The sequence below is a fragment of the Acinetobacter qingfengensis genome (assembly GCF_008693185.1).
Lineage (GTDB): Bacteria > Pseudomonadota > Gammaproteobacteria > Pseudomonadales > Moraxellaceae > Acinetobacter > Acinetobacter qingfengensis.
This window is the reverse complement of record NZ_VXKN01000007.1, coordinates 1-24,077: the sequence shown is the minus strand read 5'-3', so window position 1 is coordinate 24,077 and position 24,077 is coordinate 1. Positions and strand designations below refer to the sequence as shown.

The 24,077-nt window shown below is 38.8% G+C and carries 23 protein-coding genes and 4 tRNA genes; 16 read left to right on the top strand and 11 right to left on the bottom strand.

What is annotated here, in order from left to right; translation table 11 throughout:
* Positions 1–5 precede the first annotated feature (5 nt).
* The 11 genes from F4V57_RS09835 to argH form a co-directional block, all read right to left on the bottom strand.
* Positions 6–1,304 (bottom strand): NAD(P)/FAD-dependent oxidoreductase, encoded by a 1,299-nt coding sequence (locus F4V57_RS09835; protein WP_070069418.1) that lies wholly within the window; start codon positions 1,302–1,304, stop codon positions 6–8.
* 48 nt (positions 1,305–1,352) lie between these two features.
* The gene (locus tag F4V57_RS09830; protein WP_070069417.1) at positions 1,353–1,775 is read right to left on the bottom strand and encodes a Rid family hydrolase; all 423 of its coding nucleotides are present in this window, start codon (positions 1,773–1,775) and stop codon (positions 1,353–1,355) included.
* Positions 1,776–1,835: 60 nt separating this feature from the next.
* On the bottom strand, positions 1,836–2,975 hold the full coding sequence (locus tag F4V57_RS09825) for a tyramine oxidase subunit B (RefSeq protein WP_070069416.1): 1,140 nt from the start codon (positions 2,973–2,975) through the stop codon (positions 1,836–1,838).
* 328 nt (positions 2,976–3,303) lie between these two features.
* On the bottom strand, positions 3,304–5,739 hold the full coding sequence (locus F4V57_RS09820) for a TonB-dependent siderophore receptor (protein ID WP_227515668.1): 2,436 nt from the start codon (positions 5,737–5,739) through the stop codon (positions 3,304–3,306).
* Between the two features lie 80 nt (positions 5,740–5,819).
* The gene (locus tag F4V57_RS09815) at positions 5,820–6,818 is read right to left on the bottom strand and encodes a FecR family protein (protein ID WP_070069415.1); all 999 of its coding nucleotides are present in this window, start codon (positions 6,816–6,818) and stop codon (positions 5,820–5,822) included.
* A 3-nt stretch (positions 6,819–6,821) separates the two neighbouring features.
* Positions 6,822–7,340 carry a sigma-70 family RNA polymerase sigma factor gene (locus tag F4V57_RS09810; protein WP_070069414.1) on the bottom strand — a complete coding sequence of 173 codons (519 nt, stop codon included), beginning with the start codon at positions 7,338–7,340 and terminating at the stop codon, positions 6,822–6,824.
* Positions 7,341–7,485: 145 nt separating this feature from the next.
* Positions 7,486–9,975, bottom strand: a complete 2,490-nt coding sequence (locus F4V57_RS09805; RefSeq protein WP_081409176.1) for a TonB-dependent siderophore receptor — start codon at positions 9,973–9,975, stop codon at positions 7,486–7,488.
* 85 nt (positions 9,976–10,060) lie between these two features.
* Positions 10,061–11,014 carry a FecR family protein gene (locus F4V57_RS09800; protein ID WP_070069413.1) on the bottom strand — a complete coding sequence of 318 codons (954 nt, stop codon included), beginning with the start codon at positions 11,012–11,014 and terminating at the stop codon, positions 10,061–10,063.
* Positions 11,011–11,535 carry a sigma-70 family RNA polymerase sigma factor gene (locus F4V57_RS09795; RefSeq protein WP_070069412.1) on the bottom strand — a complete coding sequence of 175 codons (525 nt, stop codon included), beginning with the start codon at positions 11,533–11,535 and terminating at the stop codon, positions 11,011–11,013. Before F4V57_RS09795 ends, F4V57_RS09800 begins: the two co-directional genes overlap by 4 nt.
* A gap of 140 nt (positions 11,536–11,675) precedes the next feature.
* Positions 11,676–11,960, bottom strand: coding sequence for an oxidative damage protection protein (locus tag F4V57_RS09790; RefSeq protein ID WP_070069411.1), 285 nt, complete (start codon positions 11,958–11,960; stop codon positions 11,676–11,678).
* A 51-nt stretch (positions 11,961–12,011) separates the two neighbouring features.
* Positions 12,012–13,436, bottom strand: a complete 1,425-nt coding sequence (gene argH, locus F4V57_RS09785; RefSeq protein ID WP_070069410.1) for an argininosuccinate lyase — start codon at positions 13,434–13,436, stop codon at positions 12,012–12,014.
* 80 nt (positions 13,437–13,516) lie between these two features.
* Here argH and F4V57_RS09780 point away from each other — a divergent pair, with 80 nt between their 5' ends.
* From F4V57_RS09780 to F4V57_RS09705, 16 genes are all read left to right on the top strand, one after another.
* A complete protein-coding gene (locus F4V57_RS09780; RefSeq protein WP_227515667.1) occupies positions 13,517–14,581 on the top strand; it encodes a sensor histidine kinase in 1,065 nt (354 codons plus the stop codon).
* Between the two features lie 43 nt (positions 14,582–14,624).
* Complete coding sequence (locus tag F4V57_RS09775) at positions 14,625–15,365, top strand: LytR/AlgR family response regulator transcription factor (RefSeq protein ID WP_070069409.1); 741 nt, start codon at positions 14,625–14,627, stop codon at positions 15,363–15,365.
* Between the two features lie 106 nt (positions 15,366–15,471).
* Positions 15,472–16,389 carry a hydroxymethylbilane synthase gene (hemC, locus tag F4V57_RS09770; RefSeq protein ID WP_070069408.1) on the top strand — a complete coding sequence of 306 codons (918 nt, stop codon included), beginning with the start codon at positions 15,472–15,474 and terminating at the stop codon, positions 16,387–16,389.
* Between the two features lie 7 nt (positions 16,390–16,396).
* Positions 16,397–17,161 (top strand): uroporphyrinogen-III synthase, encoded by a 765-nt coding sequence (locus F4V57_RS09765; RefSeq protein WP_070069407.1) that lies wholly within the window; start codon positions 16,397–16,399, stop codon positions 17,159–17,161.
* A complete protein-coding gene (locus tag F4V57_RS09760; protein ID WP_070069406.1) occupies positions 17,158–17,982 on the top strand; it encodes a hypothetical protein in 825 nt (274 codons plus the stop codon). Before F4V57_RS09765 ends, F4V57_RS09760 begins: the two co-directional genes overlap by 4 nt.
* A gap of 1 nt (position 17,983) precedes the next feature.
* Positions 17,984–19,180, top strand: a complete 1,197-nt coding sequence (locus F4V57_RS09755; RefSeq protein ID WP_070069405.1) for a heme biosynthesis HemY N-terminal domain-containing protein — start codon at positions 17,984–17,986, stop codon at positions 19,178–19,180.
* 20 nt (positions 19,181–19,200) lie between these two features.
* Positions 19,201–19,650: an acyl-CoA thioesterase gene (locus tag F4V57_RS09750; RefSeq protein ID WP_070069435.1), complete on the top strand. Its 450-nt coding sequence runs from the start codon at positions 19,201–19,203 to the stop codon at positions 19,648–19,650.
* Positions 19,651–19,793: 143 nt separating this feature from the next.
* Entirely contained in the window at positions 19,794–20,120 is a 327-nt protein-coding gene (locus tag F4V57_RS09745) for an H-NS histone family protein (RefSeq protein ID WP_070069404.1), read from the top strand.
* A 243-nt stretch (positions 20,121–20,363) separates the two neighbouring features.
* Entirely contained in the window at positions 20,364–21,002 is a 639-nt protein-coding gene (locus F4V57_RS09740) for an FHA domain-containing protein (protein ID WP_070069403.1), read from the top strand.
* 23 nt (positions 21,003–21,025) lie between these two features.
* The gene (locus F4V57_RS09735; protein WP_070069402.1) at positions 21,026–21,706 is read left to right on the top strand and encodes a phosphoglycolate phosphatase; all 681 of its coding nucleotides are present in this window, start codon (positions 21,026–21,028) and stop codon (positions 21,704–21,706) included.
* 88 nt (positions 21,707–21,794) lie between these two features.
* Positions 21,795–23,288 carry an anthranilate synthase component I gene (gene trpE, locus F4V57_RS09730; RefSeq protein ID WP_070069401.1) on the top strand — a complete coding sequence of 498 codons (1,494 nt, stop codon included), beginning with the start codon at positions 21,795–21,797 and terminating at the stop codon, positions 23,286–23,288.
* 105 nt (positions 23,289–23,393) lie between these two features.
* Positions 23,394–23,469 (top strand) — tRNA-Thr (locus F4V57_RS09725).
* 39 nt (positions 23,470–23,508) lie between these two features.
* A tRNA-Tyr gene (locus F4V57_RS09720) sits at positions 23,509–23,592 on the top strand.
* Positions 23,593–23,623: 31 nt separating this feature from the next.
* Positions 23,624–23,699: transfer RNA gene (locus F4V57_RS09715), tRNA-Gly, on the top strand.
* Positions 23,700–23,718: 19 nt separating this feature from the next.
* Positions 23,719–23,793, top strand: a tRNA-Thr gene (locus F4V57_RS09710).
* A 163-nt stretch (positions 23,794–23,956) separates the two neighbouring features.
* The coding region (locus F4V57_RS09705; RefSeq protein WP_228183273.1) for a GTP-binding protein at positions 23,957–24,077 on the top strand (121 nt) is incomplete at its 3' end.

Genomic DNA, 24,077 nt, shown 5'->3' with positions numbered 1-24,077 from the left:
CATTTTTATTGAAATCGTGCAAAGCGGTACGGATATGGATCCACGATTGGTGTATGTCCAGAAATCAGATCTGCAGCCAGTTGACCCGCAGCAGGAGACGTGCCAAAACCATGTCCAGAAAAACCTGTGGCTAGCGTAAGTCCTGGAATACTCTGCATGTTATCAATAACGGGATTGGAATCAGGTGTTACATCAATCACGCCTGCCCATGCGTTGGCAATTTCAGCATGTGAAAAAACTGGCCATGCAGTTTTTAAGTGATGTACTGCTTCATGATTGAGTAATGGGTTACTATCAGGATCCATAATTCTGCATTGTTCAAAAGGTGAGACTTTATCCGCAGACCATTGACGTGCGAGTTTAAGGTCATTTAATCCATATTGGCTAAACAACGAAATGCGTAAAAAATCCCGCTGGCCTTTCAATTGTGATAAATATCGTGTACCAATCAATAGATGATCCAGTGTAATTGGTGCATCCAAAGCACCGCGTTGAGTAATGATAAAACCACCATCTTTGTGTTTGCGAAAAGAAAAATCTGGAGCACCAACAGCAATATCCGTTGGCCCTTGCATAGGTTTAGTTCGTAATACTGAGCAAATAAGAGGTAAAGTGGGTAAATTAATGCCAAGATTACCTAGAAACCGTCTTGACCAAAGACCTCCAGCAAGTAGCACTTGGTCACATTGAATTTCGCCATGCTCGGTGATAACACCGCTGACTTTACCAGCGGTAAAATTAAGTGTACGTACAGCACAATTTTCAAGAATGATAGCGTTTTTTGCCATAGCTGCTTTAGCAATAGCACTGGATGCCAAAGTGGGTTCAGCACGGCCGTCAGATGGTGTAAAAATTCCTCCATGCCATTGAGTCTGGCTTCCGGGAACACGCTGTTGAATGCCTTTTGCCGATAATAATTGCGAATCAACTGAGTGTTGCGCTACAGATTTTAACCAGTTTTCATGTATGGCCATTTGTGCTTCTGTACGAGCAACAAACAGAATTCCTGCCTGCCGATAACCAACATCGGCACCTACCCGTGAGGACATGTTTGCCCATAATCGATCAGATGCCTGGGCAAGTGGGAGATCTTCTGCAAGACGACTGGTTTTACGAATCCAGCCCAAATTTCTGGAAGACTGTTCGGCGGCAATTTTACCTTTTTCTAGTACTACAACAGGGATATTTCGTTCGGCAAGTGTCAATGCTGCTGTTAGACCTACAATTCCACCACCAATAATAATAACTGTTGTAGAGGATGGAAATGATGAAGATGTCTGTACGGGAGCAATCGTGGGTCTCATGGTGCAAGCCTCTTTTAAAGTAATACTTTGTATCGCTTAAAATATTGGTTAAATGTTAAGGGTAATTTCTTCTACATCTGCATTTGATGCACCTCTAAATGCAGTAACTTCCAATTCAACTTTATAAACTGTAGAGCCAAGTGGTGGGCAGGTCACTGTGGTTGCTGGATTAATGCCACGAAATTTTTCTCCGACAATTCCCATAACGATTTCTGTATCTGTAGGATCCTGAATAAAGACTCGAGAAAACACCACATCTGCCAAATTTGATTCAACAGCATGCAAGGCACTTTCAATATTGGCAAAAACCTGTTGTGTTTGTGCTGCAATATCTTCAGGGATAATTTTAGTTTCAGGATGGCGACCTGCGGTATTGGAAACAAAAATCCAGTTATCTACTGCAACGATGCGTGAATAACTACCTTTTTCTTCAAATTTTGAGCCAGTTTTTACCTTGATGATTTTGGTCATGATTGCGTTACCTTCTATGCTAATGAGTAATGAAAAATATTGATTTTTTTAGATTAATAATTAACGTAATGCCGGAGTTTCCCATAGATTCAGTTTCGTACCGATTCCTTTGGCAAGTGCATTGTGATAAATGACTGTTCCCCATGCCACATCTTCAACTGGCATACCACCTACAGACATGATGATGATTTCCTCATCATTTCGACGTCCAGGAGCATTTCCTGAGACAATTTTTCCTAGATCTTCTACATCATCATATGTCATTTTTCCTTCTGCAATCATGTCCAAGAATTTAACTCCAATCAGTGGAATATGTACATGTGCTGGTTTTGGTACTTCTTCAAACCAAGCCTCATACATTCCGGGATTATCCAGTACTTTGCGGACTGATTTTTGCTGCATGGCCTCATCAATATTGCAATAGGCTGGCATGGCAAGGTAGGCACCTGGTTTAATCCATTCATGTTTCACCAGAGGATACAAGTCTGGATTTCCTGTTTCTCCTGAATTACAGTAAGTGATAATGTCCGAATCTCGAACAACTTCTTCAATCGAATCTACAACTTGAATAGATTTAATTTGTGGATGGTTTTCTTTTAACCAGTTTATAAATTCCTGAATACTGGCTGCACTACGTCCCTTGATTTTGATAGTATTAATTTTTGGACATACGGCAACGAAAGCGGAAATAGAAGTTTTACCCATTACGCCAGGGCCAACCAGACCAATGACACGTGAATCCTTGCGTGCCAGATGACGAGCACCTACGCCGGGAATTGCACCAGTACGATAGGCAGATAACAGGTTTGCAGACATATAGGCTAGGGGTGCACCAGTATCTACGTCATTAAGTGTAAACATTAAGATGGACCGGGGTAAGCCTTTATTACGATTATCAATATTTGATCCATACCATTTTACACCTGCTGTCTGAAATCTCCCACCAAGATAGGCTGGCATAGCCATGAATCGCCGATCGGCAGTGGGTTTTGGCATGGTTGGAAATGGAGAGCTTTCTGGAAAAATAACCATGGCACCATGGGAATCGCTATTTGGTCCAGCCATACGATAATCACCCTGATATAACAGTGCAAACATTTCTTCCATTGTATCAACGCAGCTCGGCATATCAGTGACTCCAGCCTGAATCATGTCTTGTTCTGAAAGATAGAGAAAGTCAATTTTTGTATTGTGTTGCATGTTCAAAACCTCAAATCAGTGTGAGCTTACGTCAAGCTGTTATCTTCAGACAGAGATAGATCAATTGATCTATCTCTGTGAATACATAAAATTTTTAAGACACTTGACGCATAAGTATCGATCTGAATTTAGAATATTTAATTTATCTTTTAAAAAAATCATCCTAACGGTTGATTTGGGAAAATTATTAAGCGCTGTTTTATTTTTCGAGGTAATTTTTTTATTTGATTAATGGTTATGTGTGAATTAAAGATTTTTCTGGTTTCTTAGATATGTACTTTTTATCAATAAATAGGGCAAATATAATACTTATATTTGCCCCCAAATTTTACCAGTCTATTTTTGCACTGAGTGCTAAGGTTAGAGGTTCACCAACACCGGAGTTCATCCAGTATTTTTTATTGAACAAGTTGTTAATATCGGCACGGAAGGTTACAGGAGTGTTGGATATCCGGGTTTTATAGGCACCTCCGAGATTAACCAGTGTGTAACTTGGAAGAAGTAGGCTGTTCTTATCATTATAATAATTATTGCCAAAATATCGGATGTCACTGTGTATGCTCACCCCTTGCCAATAAGGTACAGTCCAGTTGGTTTGTAAAACAGCCTGTATTTTGGAGGTACCTGCTGGGCGATTACCCTGTAAAGCTTCATTCCCAGAAGTTAATTTTTCCAGTGTTGGATCTGCCAGTAATAATCCGGCATTAATATTGAGATCTGGACTAAATTTATAACCTCCGATTAACTCAATTCCCTGATAGCGAGTAATACCATTTTGAGTCAGGTACAGTAATGAACCACGATATTCATCAATTTGTGCGGCTTTTTCCAGACGATAAAAAGCGATGGAGGCATTCCATTTGGAATGATCATATTTTGCCCCGATTTCGTACTGTTCACTGATGGTTGGATCCAGCGTTTGTCCTGCATTGGCATAGGGTTTACTGGCACTGGCACTTACTTCTTTACCTGCTTGTAATGCTTCGACATAACTGGCATAGATGGCAAGGTTTTCTACTGGTTTGTAAATTAATGCATAGGTTGGTGTGGTAACATCTTTACGGTAATCTGAGCTTTGGTCATTGTATTGGGTAAATCTTGCACCAAGTAGCGCTTGCCAGTGTTCATTAAAATGAATGGTATCGCTGGCAAAAAGTTCTTTTTGATATAGATTTCCTGAGTCAGTCAAAGTAAACGAGTTCTTATTGGCATAGGAAGTGCTATTTTCCTGATAGATATTGCCTGAACCCACATTTGCATACCAATCATAACTCGAGTAACTACCTGAGTTCTTGCGATAAGATGCACCTGTAACCAGTTCGTGCTTTAAGAAACCAGTATCAAATTGCCCTGTTAATATTGCCTGAGTTTGTTGACGAATATCAACACCACCCAACTCATACATATTGATGCTGTAGTCTCCCGTCTGATTAAGAATATAGCCAAAGGTTTTGTTTACATAATTGCGTTGTCTGGCATAGGCATAACTTAATTGAGCTTTCCAGTCATCATTAATTTGCCAATATAATCCTGTATCTGCCAAGGCAGTGTGTATGGTATAAAATGCACCATTAACAATATGTTTTTTACTACCACTGATGGCTTTTGGCAAAGCCGTGCCTGTATATGAGCCGAACATAAACATGGTTGCTTCATTATCCAGATGGCGATCCTGATAAATCACTTCACCTTTCCAGACCAGATCAGGAGTAATGCGGTAATCCAGAGCCAGACCAGTGACCAGATTATCAGCATCAGAGCCATTATAGGTTTCGCCTTTTTCCTTAGCGATATTGAAGCGATAGCCAAACTGTTTGTCTTCTCCAATGCGTCCACCAGCATCTAGGTGAGCAGAAAAGATGCCAGCACTACGATAACCCACAGTAGTGGTAAGAAGATCATTTTCTGTTGGTTGTTTGGTTTGATAATCAATCGTTCCGCCGGGGGATGCAAAGCCATACATTAATCCAGATAAACCTTTTATGGCTGTTACACTTTCTGTGACTTCAACAGGAAATTCTCCACCCCATGCGCTGACAGTATGGCCATTGACCTTATAACTATTGGAAACATCCAGTTGTAAGCCACGAATGGATACCGGTGTACTCCAGCCGCTGCTATAAGAGTTGACTTGAGTAACAATACTTGGATCACCTACAAATATTTTTCCCAGAGAATTGGTTTGACGTTCTTCGATTTCTTCGGCTGTTTTAACATTGACTGAATATGGTGTGTCCAGAACTTTTTTATTGCCTAATACACCGATTGTGGTTTGTCGATTTAATGGAGTGTTGTCACTGGCATTCACAGTAATGGCAGGAAGTTGGGCAACTTCACCAGAAGGATTTGAGCCTTTGGCTTGGATATCAAGTTGTTTAAGCTGTCCTACATAATGTTGGGGTGAGGCGGTTTTTCGCGGTTTTTCAACCAGTCCGTATCCTGCGGCATTCTTCTGAATTTGGTAGGGTGTTTGTTGTAATAATTGATTGAAACCATCTTCAATTGTATAAGAGCCTTTTAATGCCTGACTGCTAAACCCTTTAAGCTTTTGATGATCTACGGTAAGTGTTGTACCTGATTGTAAGGAGAAACTTACCAGAGCATCACTAAGCTGGCCTGCTGGAATATTATAAAATTGTGAGGCATTGCTTTGTGCATAAGCCGGATGACAGATCAAAAATGTACTGCCTGCAAAAAGACTAATTTGAATGGCTAAACTTAAAGGTTTGACGATCATCCGGTTTGATTTTGCTAAAATTGTCATAAAAGGACCCTATATCCATGATTGGTGGTACCTAAAAGAGACGAAGCAAATTTGTTTTTGCACCTTTTTCAATAAAATAATTATTGTCGGGTGATCTGAATACGATAGGGTAGATCGTTTTGTACGTTTAAGTGTAGTTCTTTTGCCAATTGCTGTAATGCCTGATCAATATGATTAAGTGGTAAAGTGGCAGTCACCTGAATCTTTGCCAACTTCTGACGATCAAATAAAATTTTGCCCGGATAATACATGGCAAGATAATCTAGTACGTCAGTCAGGGATTCACCATTGGCAACCAGCATTTGGGATTGCCATGCATTTTCAAATAATTGTGAATTAATTTGTATAGGCTTACGGGATAATAAACCCTGAGCGCCAATTTCAATGCGTTGGCCTGCAATTAGAGATACAGGCTGTTGCTGTGCTGTGGTTGACCAGACCAGTGTTTTGGATTCCAGCATGGTTACAATGGTGTGTTGTCCATCCTGTGTGACAATAAAACGTGTTCCCAATGCACGGACTGTTCCATGAGTTGTTTTAACCAGAAATGGCCGGGATGGATCTTTGGCCACATCGACCAAAATGTTGCCTTGCAATAATTCAATTTGACGATGATGTTGATCATAATCAATATTGTAGGCAGTTTTTCCACTCATTTTAATTTGGCTGTGATCCGGTAATTGTTGTTGTTGCCATGACTGACTGGTATTGCGTTTATCCGCTGTCCAGTAATCCAAAGGCGCATATTGCAAACTGAAGAAAACAATTAAGGCACTGACCATAAACAATGCCAAAACGCTTTTATAAGCAAAATGCAGACGATAGTGTCGGGTATTATTTAGGGTGTCATTGAGAATTTTTTTACTGATTTGATGTTGTTGATAATGCCGTTTAAATTGTTCGACCTCGCCCAATAAATTTTGCATCCGTTCGATTGCTTCAACGTGACGTGGATCTTGTGCTAACCATAATGCAAATTGTTGTTGGGTTTGTTCATTGGGATCATCATCGAGCAAAACCAGCCATTCTGCTGCTTGAGCAGAAATATCGTCATCCGTGGAAGAGGTTAAATGAGTCATATATTAGGCAGTTTGTAAAATATAATCACAGTGCTGAATGGCTTTAATTAATGCCAATTGCACCTGGCGGCGTGATAATTGTAATTGCTCGGCAATTTCCAGTTGATTTAAGTCTTCCAGATAACGTAACAGAAAAATCTGACGTATTTTTTCATCCATGCCATCGAGCATGGTAGCAATACGATCCAGTAATTCAACTGCTAATAAAATATTTTCAGGTGTTTCGAGGTTATATTGTGCATCTTGTGCAGATAGGTAGTCTAGATAGGCTTGTTCCACTTGTTTGCGTCGTGCCTGATCAATAATAATTCTGGTTGCGGTTTGTGCCAGATAGGATCTGGGGTGATGAATAATGGTTGAAGGTGGTAATTTAATAATTCTATAAAAAGTATCCTGAAGAATGTCTTCAGCATATTCCTGTTGTTTTAGTTTTTTAATTAGCCATGCGTAAAGCCATGTATAGTTTTCCTGATACAGAGCGGCGATAAACTGACTTTGATGAAAATTTAATGTGGCATTCATATGTGACAAATACATACAGAATGGATAATTTGAATATATTATGGTAATGAGAATTATTTGTATATCATTCTTTATTCAAATTGACTGAAATGGCTAATAAAAATTAGCCATTTCTTTTGGTTTTATTCATCAATCTTCGAAAAGACTAGAATTTTACCTGAACAGTAAAGTTTAAGTTTCTTGGATCGCCATAATAATCATTGATCCCGGTTGCACCGTATTTTGCATAATATACTTTGTCAAAGATATTGTTAAAGTTAAAGCGAGCAGACAGATTTGGTGTAAATTCATAACCAAGCATAGCATTATAAACTGTGTAACCTCCCTGACGTGCCGTAACTGTACCAGAAGTAACGTAGCTATCACTTCGGGCCTGTAGTCCTGCACCAATAGTTAAGCCATCGAAAATTCCTGAGCTGAATTTATAACTGCTAAACAGGTTTCCAATATGACGTGGATCAATGCTTCTTAGCGGTTGTCCCTGATTTGCACTACTTGAATCTTTCACATATTTGGTATGGGTGTTGGTATAACTTGCCATGATTTGCCAGTTTGCTGTAATTTTCCCAGCAACTTCAATTTCCCAACCTTTGCTCTTGGTTAATCCATCGGCAATTTTACAATATCCCGATGTATAATATGGTGTGCATGGGTTACTACTGGATAGATCGTCAATGGCTTTGCCCTCATTTTCAATATTAAATAATGATAATGATGCATTTAATTGATCATTGAGCCAGCTACTTTTTAATCCAAGTTCATAATCTTTACCACGGACGGGTTTTAATAATTCTCCTGAAGAGTTATATGCCTGTTGTGGACTAAAAATACTGGTGTAACTTGTATATGCGGTCACTTCAGGTGTAATGTCATAGGTCAAGCCAACAAAAGGCGTAAATTCCTGAGAAACTTTGTAGTCTGAGTTTGTTGAACCCAGCCTATCATATTCCCACCAGTTTAAACGACCACCTAGTAATAGATTGAGTGGATCTGTGATTGAAACTCTGGTTCTAGCATAAATAGCTTTTTGTGTGGTATGGCTATCGGCAGCTTGATAAGCAGTTCCTGAGGTAATATCGGCATACGTAGGTTGAGGATAGCTATTTGAAGGATCCCAAGTACGAATGTCAACATTGGTCAGTTTGTTAATATTGTAATAGCCTTTAGAACCAACTTCTTTGATACGCCGCCATTCACCACCAATCAATGCTTCATGTTGGCGACCGAATAATGAATAGCTGCCATTTGCAGATAAATTGATATTATCTTGATCACGTTTCCCACCATCGTAAGCAGATGTTGTCACAGTAAACAAATATGGATTAGTGCTGCTGCTTCTTGTGAAATAGCTTTGTAGGAAACCATAGTCATTGTCTTGTTTCATTCTTTGCTTGATATGACTTGCATCTAAATTAATTTTCCAGTCATTATCAAAGTGATGCTCAAGTGCAAAGTAGGTTTGCTGGTTATATCTATTCCATTGATTCCAATCTGTACCAAGATAAGTATTCCGAGCTAAATTTAAAGAAGAGCCATCAAAATTACTTGGTAAGTTCCCCCATGCACCGGTTGCATCAATATCGGTATGTTGAAAACTTAAAGTCGCAGTTGTTTTATTTGTTAGATCAGCTTCAATGACAGCATAAAGAACATCTTTTTTTTCTGTTCTGGCTTTTTGGAAGAATTCTTTGTCATCAATAACCCCAATAACCCTTGCCCGAACAGAACCAGAGCTGTTTAGTGGTGTGGATACATCTGCACTAACACGTCTTCGATCCCATGAGCCGACAGAGAATTCTAGATTTGACTGAAAGTCTTTGGTGGGGCGTTTACGGACCATATTGACGGCAGCCGATGGATTTCCGGCGCCACGTAATGAACCGGAAGCACCACGTAAAATTTCAATACGATCCAATACAGCAGTATCTGGCTGAATAAATAATGAGCCATCCTGACTCATGGTAAGGCCATCAATTTGTAATACATCAATTTGATGTCCACGAGAGTAGTAGTTGACCCGTTCACTGTCTGTATAATCGACATTTACGCCAGGAGTATTTTGCATCACAGCATGAAGATCAAGTAAGCCACGGGTATCCATATAATCACGAGTAATGACCGTAACAGGTTGTGGAATATCTTTTAGACGGCTGATTCCTCGAAATACAGTGGCATTTTGCGTTGCAAATGACTGTGTATTTTCAGTTGTGGCAGATTGTTGACTATTTACGGTTAATGTGGGTAAAACGGCAATATCATTTGATTGATGACTTGATGTCGTGGTTTTAATTTGAGTTTTTTTCTCAATAGTCCAACTTCCATCTGAACGTTTCACGAGATGCAATTGTGTGCCTTTGAGTAGTTCGTTAAAGCCCTGTTGTAAATTATATTGACCATTTAACCCTTTTGAATTTAATCCTTGTGTTAATGTCGGATCAAATGAAAGAGCAATTCCAGATTGCATGGCAAAATTTGATAAAGTTTGTCCCAGTTGTCCTGCTGCAATTTGGTAATGTTGTGATTGTTGATCGTTTGCCAAAGCATGAATGGATGCCCCAAGTATGCTACAGAGCATAATGCCACGAAGTGCTTTAACCAATGGTCTTGAGGTTGATTTAAGCATTTTATTTTTCATGAAAATCCTCACTAAATAAGAATGAAACGCTTTCCTATCTAATGCCAGTTGAAAATCAAAAATAGCTCATCAACTCCGAAGTTTTTTATTTCGCCTTGATATGAATGAAATAATGATTGGCGTAATCATGGATGTCTAATGCATAGGTATGTGCCAGCATACTATAGATACCATCCAGATCGTGAATTGGATATGTTCCTGAAATTTTAATGGATGCAATCGCAGGATCAATATGAATAATGCCTTTTTGATATGGTTTTAATCGCTGGATAAACTGCTGTAAAGGTAAATCATTGACCATGATAAAACCTTTGGTCCATGCAATTTCTGCCATATCTATATTTTGCGGTGTATTTAGGGTGTACTGGCTAAAATAAGTTTGTTGATGGCTATGTAAAATTTTGGATTGTTTGCTATTTAATGTGGTGATTTTAACAGCGCCTTTATTCACTGCGACAAAAGATTGTTGTGCTTCCATTCGAACCAAATATTGAGTACCTAATGCTTGTGCAGAACCTTGTTTGGTTTGTACGATAAATGGACGTTTTAATTGATCCGGATGCGTTTCGATCCAAATTTCACCCTTGCGTAATATGATCGTTCGTTGTTGTTGTGAATAATCAACATCAATTGCAGATAAGCCATTTAGAATAATTTTTCCACCATCAGGCAGGTGTACCGTAGTTTGTTGACCGACAGGACTACGATAATCAGCCAACCATTGTTGCTGTTCATTGCCGTAGTAAATGGCCGACAATACAGGCAGAGCAGCCAATAGCCATACGTATTTTTTATAGGAGGTTGTTTGTTCTTTTCGTAATTTATGAATAACAGGTAATGTCACGTCTTGAGGTAATTCAGAAAGTTTATGGTGCAGATCCAAGGCCGTTTTCCATATTTTTTGGTGATATGGACTTTGATTCTGCCAGTTTAGTAATTGTTTTTTTTCTTCATCGGATAAATTACCTTCCTGTAAGCGTGTTAACCATTGACTAGCCTGTTCTAAAATCTGTTGTTTCTGTCGCTTCTGTCGCTTCATGAATGGATGTCGTCCTCATCATCAAGCATCACGGTTAAACATTGTAAATAGCCTTGTTGAATATATCGTTTTACCGTACTGACGGAAATATTTAATTCTTCAGCGATTTGTTGATGTTTTTTGCCTTCAAGTTGCGCAAATAAAAAAGCTTGTTGTACAACATCCGGTAATTCGGACAATAGATAAAAAATTTCCGTTAGCGCTTCAATAATCATAAGATTATGTTCTGGGGATGGGTGGTGATATTCTGGTTGTTCTGCCAATACCTCTAAATAAGCACGTTCAATTTGTTTACGCTGAATCCAGTTAATCATCAAACCCTTGGCAATTTTGGTAAGATAAGCTCGTGGTTGTTGTAGCTCCAATATTTGTTTTTTTGCAAATACGCGTATAAAAGTATCTTGTGCTAAATCTGCTGCATCAGAGGAATTACCTAATTTTTTGTACAGCCAGTGATAAATCCACAAGTGATGTTGTTGATATAAATTCAGAAATTGCTGATCAAGATGGGGCGCTGACATCTTCATGATAATCTATAATAGTGTTGATAATTATTATCATATAAATATCTGCTAAAGTACAATTCTTAATATCATGTTTTATTCAAATCCATATACCTGTTCGTTGAACAGCTAAATGGATTTTAAAAGCAAGTTGTTTATCACTGAGTTGATTGATCCTGTGCTTTCCAGCCTTCAGCTTTTTCAATAGATTCATCATTACTAAAGAACTTTTCTCGTTGTTCTTCCAGAAATTTTTTGGCATCAGCTTCAAAAACATTCAGGCGTTTTTCATTAATCAATGTAGTTTGATGTTGTAACCATTCCTGCCATGCCTGTTTAGATACAGTTGCAAAAAATTCCTGACCTTTGGGACCAGGAAATGGTGCAAAATCTAGTCCATCCATGTCTTTTTGATATTTACGGCAAAATACTTGTCTAGTCATATATTGTCATCCTGAAAAAATTCCTCCAAAAATAGAGGAATTTATAGAAAATTAAAGTTGTTCGATACGTGTATAAGCGCGTGCAATGGCAGCTTCAACCTGAGCTGGCGCAGTTCCACCAATATGATTTCGTGCAGAAACAGAAGCTTCTAGTGTTAAAGCCTTGTCAAAGACATCTAGTTCGATTAAATCAGAAAATTGCTGCAATTGTTGTAAACTTAATTCAGATAAATCTTTATCTTCCTGAACACCTAAAGCCACCGCTTTACCTACAATTTCATGTGCATCACGGAAAGCCACACCTTTTTTGACAAGATAGTCTGCAAGATCGGTTGCAGTAGAAAAACCACGTAATGCAGCGTCACGCATATGATCAATATTGGGTACTAATGCGGGAATCATGTCTGCAAAAGACATTAAGCTGCCACGCACCGTATCGATTGCATCGAATAAAGGTTCTTTGTCTTCCTGGTTATCCTTGTTATAAGCAAGTGGTTGACCTTTCATCAGAGTTAACAGACTCACAAGATCACCATAAACACGTCCGGTTTTACCCCGAACCAATTCTGGGACATCAGGATTCTTTTTCTGCGGCATGATGGATGAGCCTGTACAGAAGCGATCCGGAATTTGTACAAATTTAAACTGTGCTGATGTCCACAAAACCAATTCTTCAGACATACGGGATAAATGCATCATAATTAATGCCGCTGCGGCATTGAATTCAATGGCAAAATCCCGATCGGACACACCATCTAGCGAATTTTCACAAACAGCTTCAAAACCCAGTAACTCTGCGGTATAAGCACGCTCGATTGGATAGGTGGTTCCGGCAAGTGCGGCAGAGCCCAAGGGCATACGATTGACACGTTTACGACAATCAATCAAACGTTCGCTATCACGAAGCAACATTTCAAACCATGCCATAAGATGATGACCAAAAGTGACTGGTTGTGCTGTTTGTAGGTGGGTAAACCCAGGCATAATGGTTTGGGTGTTTTGTGCAGCAAGTGTCAGGATACCGGTTTGCAAACGCTTTAATAATGCTAAAATGGCATCAATTTCATCACGTAAATATAGACGAATATCTGTTGCAACTTGATCATTACGGCTACGTCCGGTATGTAATTTTTTCCCGGTAATACCGATACGATCCGTTAAACGTGCCTCAATATTCATGTGTACATCTTCAAGATCAATGCGCCATTCAAATTGACCGGCCTCAATTTCAGCTTGAATTGCTTTTAAGCCATTGATAATGTCATCCCGTTCCTGTGCGGTTAATACGCCAACTTTGGCCAACATGGTGGCATGAGCAATGGAACCGGCAATATCCTGTTTGTAAAAACGTTGGTCAAATTGCACTGAGGCAGTAAATTCTGCTACAAAGGCATCTGTTGCTTCAGAAAAACGTCCACCCCACATCCCTGAAGTTTGTGGTGCTGTTGCTTGAGAGTTTGATGATTGGCTTGTCATGGTCATTCAAGAATATAAAAGGGATAATTTGCTCAAAGTATAACAGAGAATCAACCGCTTGATAAAAATTGAGTCAAATGATGCCAAATGTTAGAACACCCTCATCACAACGTTTTGTATCCATGTTTGTACATTTGGGTGAGTGGCATTATGTTGCCGAACTACTGATTGCCTGTAATCTGCTGGCGCTGATTATTGCGATTGGCAGCGTGACACAACTTGAAGAATTATCGTGGCTTATTGTGTTGCAATATATGCTGTTTACCAGTTGGATTGCGATCGGTTTTTGTGTTTTAGTGACCAAAATGCAACGTATATTCAGCCGTTTGCACACATTGGCTGGAATCTTGTTTCTGTGTTTTATTCTGCTTCAAACATTAATTTTGCTCACAACAATATGCATGAATGCATTGATGTTCAAATTTACTCATTCTGGTGGAATTTTTGACATTTCGATACTTCTTTCCAATAGCTTGCATCGAATGTTGCTTGGAACCGGTATTGCAGTACTTTGTTTAAGGTATATTTATATTCGTGATCAATGGATGATGCGGCGACAATCTGAGTTAATGGCCAGAGTGCAGGCCTTGCAGTCAAGAATTCATCCACATTTTTTATTCAATAGCTTAAACAGTGTGGTGAGTTTAATTAGTATTGATCCTTTAAAAGCAGAACAAATGCTGATTGATTTGTCCAGTTTATTTCGGGCTAGCCTAACTGAACTCAAAGAAGTGTCCTTGAAGGAAGAAATTGATTTGTGTCGACGCTATTTGAAAATTGAAATGATTCGTCTGGGCGAACGTCTGGAGGTTGAATGGCGTATTGATGCCGATCAAGATCTAAATAATATCAAAATTCCATTATTAACTTTACAACCTTTATTGGAAAACTGTATCCATCATGGTGTGGAAACACTGGCACAGTCGAGTTTGATCACGATTTTAATTGAAGTGATTGAGCAGCGTGTCAACATTGTTTTGACCAATCCCTATCAAAAAGATATGCAGACACATCAGGGCAATGGCATTGCAATGGAAAATGTTAAGCAACGTTTACTTGCTTACTATGGCAGATCTGTTCACTTTAAAATGTCAGCTCGACATGGTAATTTTACTACGCTGTTAAGTTATCAATGGCGACAATAATCAAAACTGTTATTTACTTTTGCTGATCATGATGGGGTGGTTCATGAAAATAATTATTTGTGATGATGAGCCTCTGGCACGAGAAAGATTGCTACGTATGCTCACACAACTTGGACATGATGTGCTTGCACAGGCTGCGAATGGTCGGCAGGCAATTGATCTGGTCAAGCAATATCAGCCTGATGTGATTTTACTGGATATGCGTATGCCGGAAATGTCCGGATTAGAATGTGCTGCATTATTAAATCAATTGAATATGCCACCGGCAATGATTTTTTGTACGGCATTTGATCAATATGCGCTGGATGCATTTAAAGCGGCTGCGTGTGATTATCTACTTAAACCTGTGTCGATGGATGATCTAAAGCAGGCACTGGATCGCAGTATGCGTATTAATCAGGCACAACTACAACATATCGCTTATTCAGAGGTTATGACAGGGGCATCATCATGTAGGCAACATATTGCAGCTAGAACTCATCGAGGCATGGAACTTATTGCACTGGACGATATTTATTATTTTTTGGCCGATCAAAAATATGTCATGGTGAAACACAAACAAGGTCAAGTGCTAATTGACGAAACGTTAAAAGAGTTAGAACAGGAATTTTCCGAACGATTTATTCGTATTCATCGTAATGCATTATTGTCTTTAAAATATTTGGACGGTATCGAGTTGATTGATGGTGGACAATATCAGATCCGATGCAAGGAAATTGACGATAGATTGTTGATCAGTCGGCGCCATTTATCAAGTATCAAAGAAAGGATGCATGTACTTTAAATCGCCAACAGAAAATTCATAGACAAAAAGTGTTGTAGTATTTGCTTGCATTTTGACTGTGGACGATTAATGTTAAAATAATTTTTTATCTTCCATTGTGAGTTCTATGTCTACATTAAAAATTGCGACCAGAAAAAGCCCATTGGCACTCTGGCAAGCAGAATATATTCAGCAACGATTACAACAGCAACACTCAGATTTAACCGTAGAACTGGTTACTTTTGTGACGCAGGGAGATAAAATTTTAGACACGCCTTTGGCAAAAATCGGTGGAAAAGGGTTATTTGTCAAAGAATTGGAGTCTGCATTACTTGATGGCCGTGCAGATATTGCTGTGCATTCCATGAAAGATGTGCCAATGCAATTACCTGACGGTCTGGAATTGGCAGTAATTTGTGAACGTGCTGATCCATTTGATGCATTTGTTTCCAATCATTATCATGCTTTTGATGAATTGCCATTAGGTGCTAAAGTTGGAACGTCAAGCCTACGCCGCCGTAGCCAATTATTGGCACAACGTCCGGATCTGAATATTCTGGATTTACGAGGTAATGTTGGTACACGCTTATCCAAACTGGATGAGGGAATTTATGATGCGATTATTTTGGCTAGCGCGGGGTTAAAGCGTTTGGAATTACAAGATCGTATTCGCCATAGTATTGATCCTTATATTAGTTTACCTGCTGTGGGACAAGGTGCTTTAGGAATAGAATGTCGTACAGGTGACCAAAATATATTGAATCATATTAATTTTCTTGTTCACGAGGAAACAACAGCCTGTGTTCGTGCGGAACGTGCCTTCAATGCCTATTTGGAAGGTGGCTGTCAGGTACCAATTGCAGCCTTTGCCCAACTTAAAGGGCAACAACTGAGTATTGAGGGACGTGTAGGTCAGGCAGATGGACAAGTATTGTTGATTGCACAACAACAAGGTCACATGGATCAAGCTGAAGCATTGGGTGTGGCATTGGCACAAAATTTACTTGCACAAGGTGCTGGTGAATTGCTAAAAGCATTATATTAAGCAAATTATGCTGATTTTAAATACACGGCCTATTGAACGCGCGCAAGCATTAAGCCAAGATTTAAAAAATCTGGGTTATCAGGTGATAAGCTGCCCATTACTTGAGCTTAAACCTTTACCTCTGGATGAAAGTTTAGTGCAGCAATATCAGCAATTTATTTCTTTTGAGAAAGTGGTGGTGGTGAGTTCAATTGCCGCAGAAATCGGTATGCAATATGCTCGGCAATGCCATATTTCCATTGAAGAATTAAAGCAAAAACAATGGATTGCTGTAGGAACAACGACCCAAAGTACCTTGCAAAAACTTGGTCTGGAAAGTGTTTGTCCTGAGATTGAGAATTCAGAAGGAATGTTACAGCTCAAACTACTACAAGATTGCCAACAACATCGTATTGCCTTTTGGCGTGGCATTGGCGGGCGGACGCTGATGATGACGCAATTACAACAACAGGGCTGTCAAGTCCTCAACATGCTGCTCTATACTCGAAACATGCCGGATATTCAGTGGCAAAATTTACTTCAGCAAGCTTTTAGTCGAATTATTGTATTAATCAGTAGTGAAGCAAGTTGGAAAAACTGGTTGAAATTGCGACAAAATACGTTATTTTTACAGCAAAATTTCAACAATTATCATTATGTCGTGCTTGGTCAGCGTGTCGGACAGCAAGTGAGTCAGGATTTACAGCAGTTGGCGATTAACACCAGCGTTGCGATTGTTGAACATCTGGTCGCACAAGAGATTCACCAAAAAATACAGCAGATGAGTTTATGAATAAATTGCTTTGGTTTTTATTGATTATATTATCCGTATGGACAATCAAACTCAGTGTGGAAATGTATCAACTGCAAAATAATCAGCTCAATGTATTGGACAGCCGTTTTGATCAGCAAACCCAGCGTATTGACCGTTTAAATGACCAAATTATTGCCTTGCAGAATCAGAAAGTTCCAGTGGTGAATCATGGTATCAGTAAGGTTGCACCACAATCTGTCCTACAGAATAATCGCTATACTGTACAAAATTATATTGTTGATCATTTACAGTTGATTCAACTGACCTTACAACAACAGGATTTTGTTGCAGCTTTAGAGCAAATTCAGACATTAAGGCATAAAATTAGTCAGGATCAACCACTTTCTGAAAGTTTAAATGTTGCTTTACTGGATGCATTGGCAAAAGATCAGATGACTTTAGTGAATTTTTTACAGCAAAGAACAGAGCAGCAAACGATTTTACAACAACAATTACATGCAATTGAACGTGAAATCCATCCGCAGCCACTGGATCAGCCTCAGAAAAAATGGCTGTGGTCATCCTGGTTTAGTATCAGTAAGGTAGACGATACGCCAGATTTGAAAAGTCGAGCCTTGCATTATCAGTATTTAAAATTACAGCTTCTATTGGCACAGCAGGCATTAAGTGCCGGCCAAACAGTATTTTATCAGACAATGCTTAAGGAAATTGTGATAGACCTTCGCCATTATCCTGATGATTTATCCAAAAATATGGCTGTTAGTCTGAGTAAACTATCGAATACCAGTTTGATTGCACCCCCTAAATTAACAGCTTTGGCGTTATTACAAGGAGGCTAACATGCGGTTTACCTTATTAACCTATTTATGTATCTGCTTGTTGTTGGCGGCATTGTTTATGGTGCTGAGCTTTAATTCGGGGTTTGGTTATGTTTATATTCAGTGGCTAGGTTGGCAAATTCAAAGCAATTTATTTCTGTTGCTATTTTTACTATTTATTGCCTCAGGAATTTTTTATCTTTTATGGCGTTTACTTCGTTATACTTTACGCCGCAACTTGCAGCGATACCAGATACCAAAATCCTTTCAGCAGCTTCACCCTTATGAGCAACTCGGAGTTCTGTGGTTACTTAAAGCAGAACGAGTTGAGCAAAATCGTATTTTCCAGACTTATCAGAACTCAGTTTTGCTTAATCCCCTGATTCACGCTAAACTTTTATTAAAACAACAACAACCTGAACAAGCCAAGATATGGTTACAACAAACTCCTAACCCATTATTTGAATTAACAGAATTGCTCAAAGTCGAAATTGCATTACTGGAAAGAGATTATGCAGTCGCTTTGGAACGTTTGGAATTTTTGACTGTGCAGCCACTATCTGCGTGGTTACATCCGATTTCTGATGCATATCAGGCTGAATTACAAGAGCACTGGCTGCAACTCTCTCGAGTATGTCCATGGTGGTTATTTAAAGCCTCACATCAACCTAGATTTGATGTGCAACAAACTCAAATCTGGTTTCAGGCATTATTAGTACAACGTGAGCAAGCTGATGCTATAGAGCAACAACTTTTCTTTGATTGGTATGATCATATTGAATCCGATATTAATCAAAACTATGATATCGAACAGCAAATTCTTTTATTAAAATTGATTAATCAATTTGATGCATTACACCAATCCAGTTATTTACTGGCACAAAATATCTTACAGCAACGTTTTGTTCCCCAAGTATTATATATTTGGTTAGATAAAGCATTAAATCATAGTCAGGAAGACATTTTAGTGCTGGAACAACAAGTACAGAATTGGCAACAGCAATATCCTGCACAAGCCAGTTTAACCTTTGCACAATGGCATATTTATCAGCGGCAAGCAAAACATGAGCAGGCAAAACATTTATTGTCACAATATCCTGATGATGCTTATATGGCTTATTTAAGAATACAGGATGCGCTGCAACATACCACATCATTACAGCAGGATATTCATTTGTTATTGCATTACTCAAAACAGGATTTTAAGTTTGATTTATAAAGGAATAGACCAAAGTGAACATACAGCAATTCGTAGCAGTACCATTTATATTTAAACAGCATATTTCTTGGGGAGATATGGATGCATTCAATCATGTTAATAATGTGCAATATTACCGTTATATTGAAAATGCCCGTATTGGATATTTTGAGCGTTTAAATCAAATACAAACAGAATTTTATACTGTGGTTTCCAGTAGTAGTTGCCGATATTTAAGACCAGTTACCTATCCAGATATATTAGCAATTGGTGTGAATGTGGAAGAAATTCGTTCATCTGCATTTCGTATGACTTATCAATTATATAGTGAAAAACAACAAACTTTAGTTGCACAAGGTGAAGTAGTAGTAGTTTGTATGGATGCTAAAACACAACAAAAAACTACAATTCCAGAATATTTTAAACAAGCCATCATAGAATTAGAAAAAACAGTTAATCATCAAGTGATATTGGTTAACAATAAATCTTAGTTAATGACTTGAATTTTGAGCCTGATTAAAAAAATATCAGAAAATAAAAAGTAATCTGCTTGCAAATAGGATTGCTTTTCTATATCGATAATATAAAATGTTCAGGGATTGATATAACAGAATTTGCAAAATTAGGAGTAAATATGTCAACAAATATTGAAAATTTAGATATTAATCAGCTTCAGGAATTGACCCAAAAAGCACAAGAATTGATTGAACTTAAAAAGCGTGAAAAAGTAGATGATGCTTATCAACAATTATTAACCATTGCGGAAGATGTGGGTTTGTCTTTGCAAGAGTTAATTGAATATGGTCAACAAAGCCATAAACCTACAACTAAACGCAGTGTTGCACCACGCTATCGTAACCCAGCAGATGTAAATCAAACATGGACAGGTCGTGGTAAACAACCTCGTTGGGTTGTTGAAGCATTAAATTCAGGTAAAACATTAGAAGATTTATTAATTTAATTTTGTATTGCCAAATAAAAAAACCAAGTAATATACTTGGTTTTTTTTATTTCAATTTTATGACTTAAAAAACTTTTCTAAAACAAATAAAATATATACATATTAGAATAAATGAGCAAATCACGAGAGATATTCATTCTAATGGCAAAATAAAAAAATAATGATTTGTCTGAAGCCTTAATAAAATAATGACTTAATGTTAAACTAAACGATCAGGCAAATGATCAAAATAAGGAATAACGCATGAGCTGGCAGCTAATTGCAAAAAGTGAACCCATTGCAGGACAAACGCTCGATATTGATCGGGACATGGTGATCGGACGGCATCAGCAGGCAGATATTGTATTGCAGGCTGCACATATTTCACGCCGCCATGCTGCTTTAATTATCAAGGAAAATCAGTTATGGATTCAGGATTTAGGCTCATCAAATGGTACATTTGTGAATGGACAACGAGTGACCGAACAACAATTACAAGATCATGACGAGATTCATTTTGAGAATATCCGTTTTCAGGTTGTTGAAACACTAGGAAATTCTCAGTCAGATAATGCACCAGATGTTGAGCAAAAAGCTGCAATAACCATTGAAAAAGTCATTCCTTCCGATGAGGGTATGCCAACAATTGAACAGCGTGGTATGGACGTTGTTGTGGATCGTGATGGTATGCCAAAAAATATTAGTGTGCCGAAACCAGCACCTATTCCAGATCATATTGATGTGCAAGCCACATCTGAACCAAAACCAATGGCCATTCCTGAACCTGAAAGTCGAATTGAACAAGTTGAACAGGAAAAGAAAAATGCTAAAGTTGGTCTAATGAGCATGATTATATTGGTTATTATTGCGGTTATTGCAGCAGCAATATTTTTAGGACAATAAATTGTAGATCTAAGGATAAGATAATGCATTCATTGCTAGACACTACTCATCGGCAACTTATTTTATTTGATTTGGATGGCACCTTAGTCGATTCTGCACGGGATTTATATCGTGCCATGAATCTAACTTTAACCGATTTGGGTCGGCCACTGGTAACAGAATCTCAAGTTCGTGTTTGGATTGGAAAGGGAGCCAGTCAACTTTGTGCCTGTGTGATTCATCATCAGGATCAATATTTTGACCCTGAAGCACATCAGCAATTATTACAGCATTTTTTGCAGATCTATCAGAAAAACTTATGTGTTGATACCACCGTCTATGCTGGTGTATTGGAATTTTTGCAATATTGCAAAGCTCAAAATAAAACACTGGTTTGTGTTACCAATAAGCCTTATCAGGCGGCAGTGGAATTGCTAAGACAAATTAATTTGCTGGAATACTTTTCCTTGGTATTAGGTGGGGACTCTTTGGAAAATCGTAAACCACATCCTGAACCACTTTTGCATGCAATTGAATATTTTTCACAACAAAAACAAAATACTTTGATGATTGGGGATTCTAGAAATGATGTTGAGGCAGCACGTGCTTCTGGAATAGATTGTATTGTGCTGGGTTATGGTTATAATCATGGAGAAGCGATACAGGCCTGTAATCCACAAATGGTTATAGATAATTTGCAACAATTAATTCCTGAGCAGAACTGAGGATAATATGAATTACTCAATGCATTTTCGATGGCGTTAAAAACGATCCAACTTCCATCACAATCATTTTTTGACATTGAGAATACGTATGACTTCTTTTGCACAATTTGAACAATTAAAACAAGCTGGCTTTGACACTATTCCAGTATTCCGGCAGCGTTTGGCTGATACTGAAACACCTTTAACTGTTTTTGCGCGATTACGTGAACAACAACTGGCATATTTATTTGAGTCAGTAGAGGGCGGTGAAACTTGGGCGCGGTATTCCATTATTGGATTGGGTGAAAGTCAGGTATTTTCCTGTAATGCTGGAATTTTAACGCTACAAAATGAGCAGGGAGAAATTAGCACACAAGCCTGCTCTGACCCGTTTCAATTTATTCGAGATGCTCAAGCAAAATATAAAGTTCCTCCTCGAGAACTTATTCCGAATTTACCGCAGTTCACTGGAGGATTGGTTGGGTATTTCGGTTATGATGCTGTTCGATATATTGAGCCTAGATTAACCAATACACCAGAACAAGATCCAGTTAATCTTCCAGATATCTGGATGATGCTATCAAAAACGGTCATTGTTTTTGATAATCTTAAAGACACCATGTTTTTGATTACGCATGCAAACATCCAGCAAGATGATGCTTATCAACAGGCACAGCAACGTTTGGATGATTTGGAAAATTTATTGCAACAACCTGTGCAATTAAATGCCAAGCAACATAAGGCACCTGTATTTCAATCTTTAACAGGCAAAGATAACTATCTGCAATCGATTGAACGGGTTAAGGAGTATATCCGTGCTGGTGATGTCATGCAGGTTGTTCCGGGGCATCGTATGGTATCCGATTTTGATGGTGACCCAATTTCGGTTTATCGAGCATTGCGTCATTTGAATCCGTCACCTTATCTGTTCTTGGTTCAGGGTTATACGTTGGCAGATCATCAACCGTTTCATATTATTGGCTCTTCTCCAGAAATTTTATGTCGTTTGGAGGAGGGTATTGCTACAGTGCGGCCATTGGCGGGTACTCGCCCAAGGGGTAAAACGCCGGAAGAAGACCTTGCCTTAGAGAAAGATTTGCTGAGTGATGAAAAAGAAATTGCGGAACATCTGATGTTGATTGATTTGGGACGTAATGATGTAGGGCGTGTATCGAAAATTGGTAAAGTAAAAGTTACAGACCAAATGGTCATTGAACGTTATTCTCACGTGATGCATATTGTATCTAATGTTCAGGGAGAGGTATTAGAAAATACGGATGCACTGGATGTGCTCAAGGCCACTTTTCCAGCAGGGACTTTATCTGGGGCACCAAAAATTCGTGCTATGGAAATTATTGATGAAGTTGAACCCGTAAAACGCGGTGTATTCGGTGGGGCAGTTGGATATTTGGGTTGGCATGGAGAAATGGATATGTCGATTGCCATTCGTACAGGCATTATTCGTGGTAATAAGGTTTATGTACAGGCTGGTGCCGGATTGGTGGCAGACTCAAATCCTGAATCTGAATGGAATGAAACCCAGATAAAAGCTCGTGCAGTGATTAAGGCGGTTGAATTATCATCAAACGGATTGATTTTATAGGTTTTTCGCAGTTTTTTTATAAAAAGTACTTGCATCGTGCGAGAGTTTTGTTAAACTGCACCCCGTTCTGATACGAAACACATTAAGTGTTAAGCATAAAGAAACGCCGACATAGCTCAGTTGGTAGAGCAACTGACTTGTAATCAGTAGGTCCTCAGTTCGAATCCGAGTGTCGGCACCATTTATGTAGTAGAAGAGCGCACTGAAGAGCGTGTGATTTGGTGAGGTTCCCGAGCGGTCAAAGGGAGCAGACTGTAACTCTGCCACGAAAGTTTCGAAGGTTCGAATCCTTCCCTCACCACCATCTAAAGTCTTCGATAAATGTACCAACATGTGCGGGAGTAACTCAGTTGGTAGAGTGGCAGCCTTCCAAGCTGCATGTCGCGAGTTCGATCCTCGTCTCCCGCTCCATCTCGAAGCGTAGTCTATCGCTCTTATAGCTCAGTGGTAGAGCACTCCCTTGGTAAGGGAGAGGTCTCGAGTTCAAATCTCGATAAGAGCTCCAGATTGTGCTAGAAGTGTAGAGAAAGAATTTTTTAAAGAAGCAGGCTTTTTAGTCTGCTTTTAAAGTATTGGGCGCCTGATTTTATTCAGGTAATAAGAGTCGATAAGTATTTGGATCGACGAGTTTAGATCGAGTCGTCTCGACGTAAACGAGGACAATCATCATGGCTAAAGCCAAGTTTGAACGTAATAAGCCGCACGTTAACGTGGGCACAATCGGTCACGTTGACCATGGTAAAACAACTTTAACAGCTGCTATTGCAACCATTTGTGCAAAAACTTATG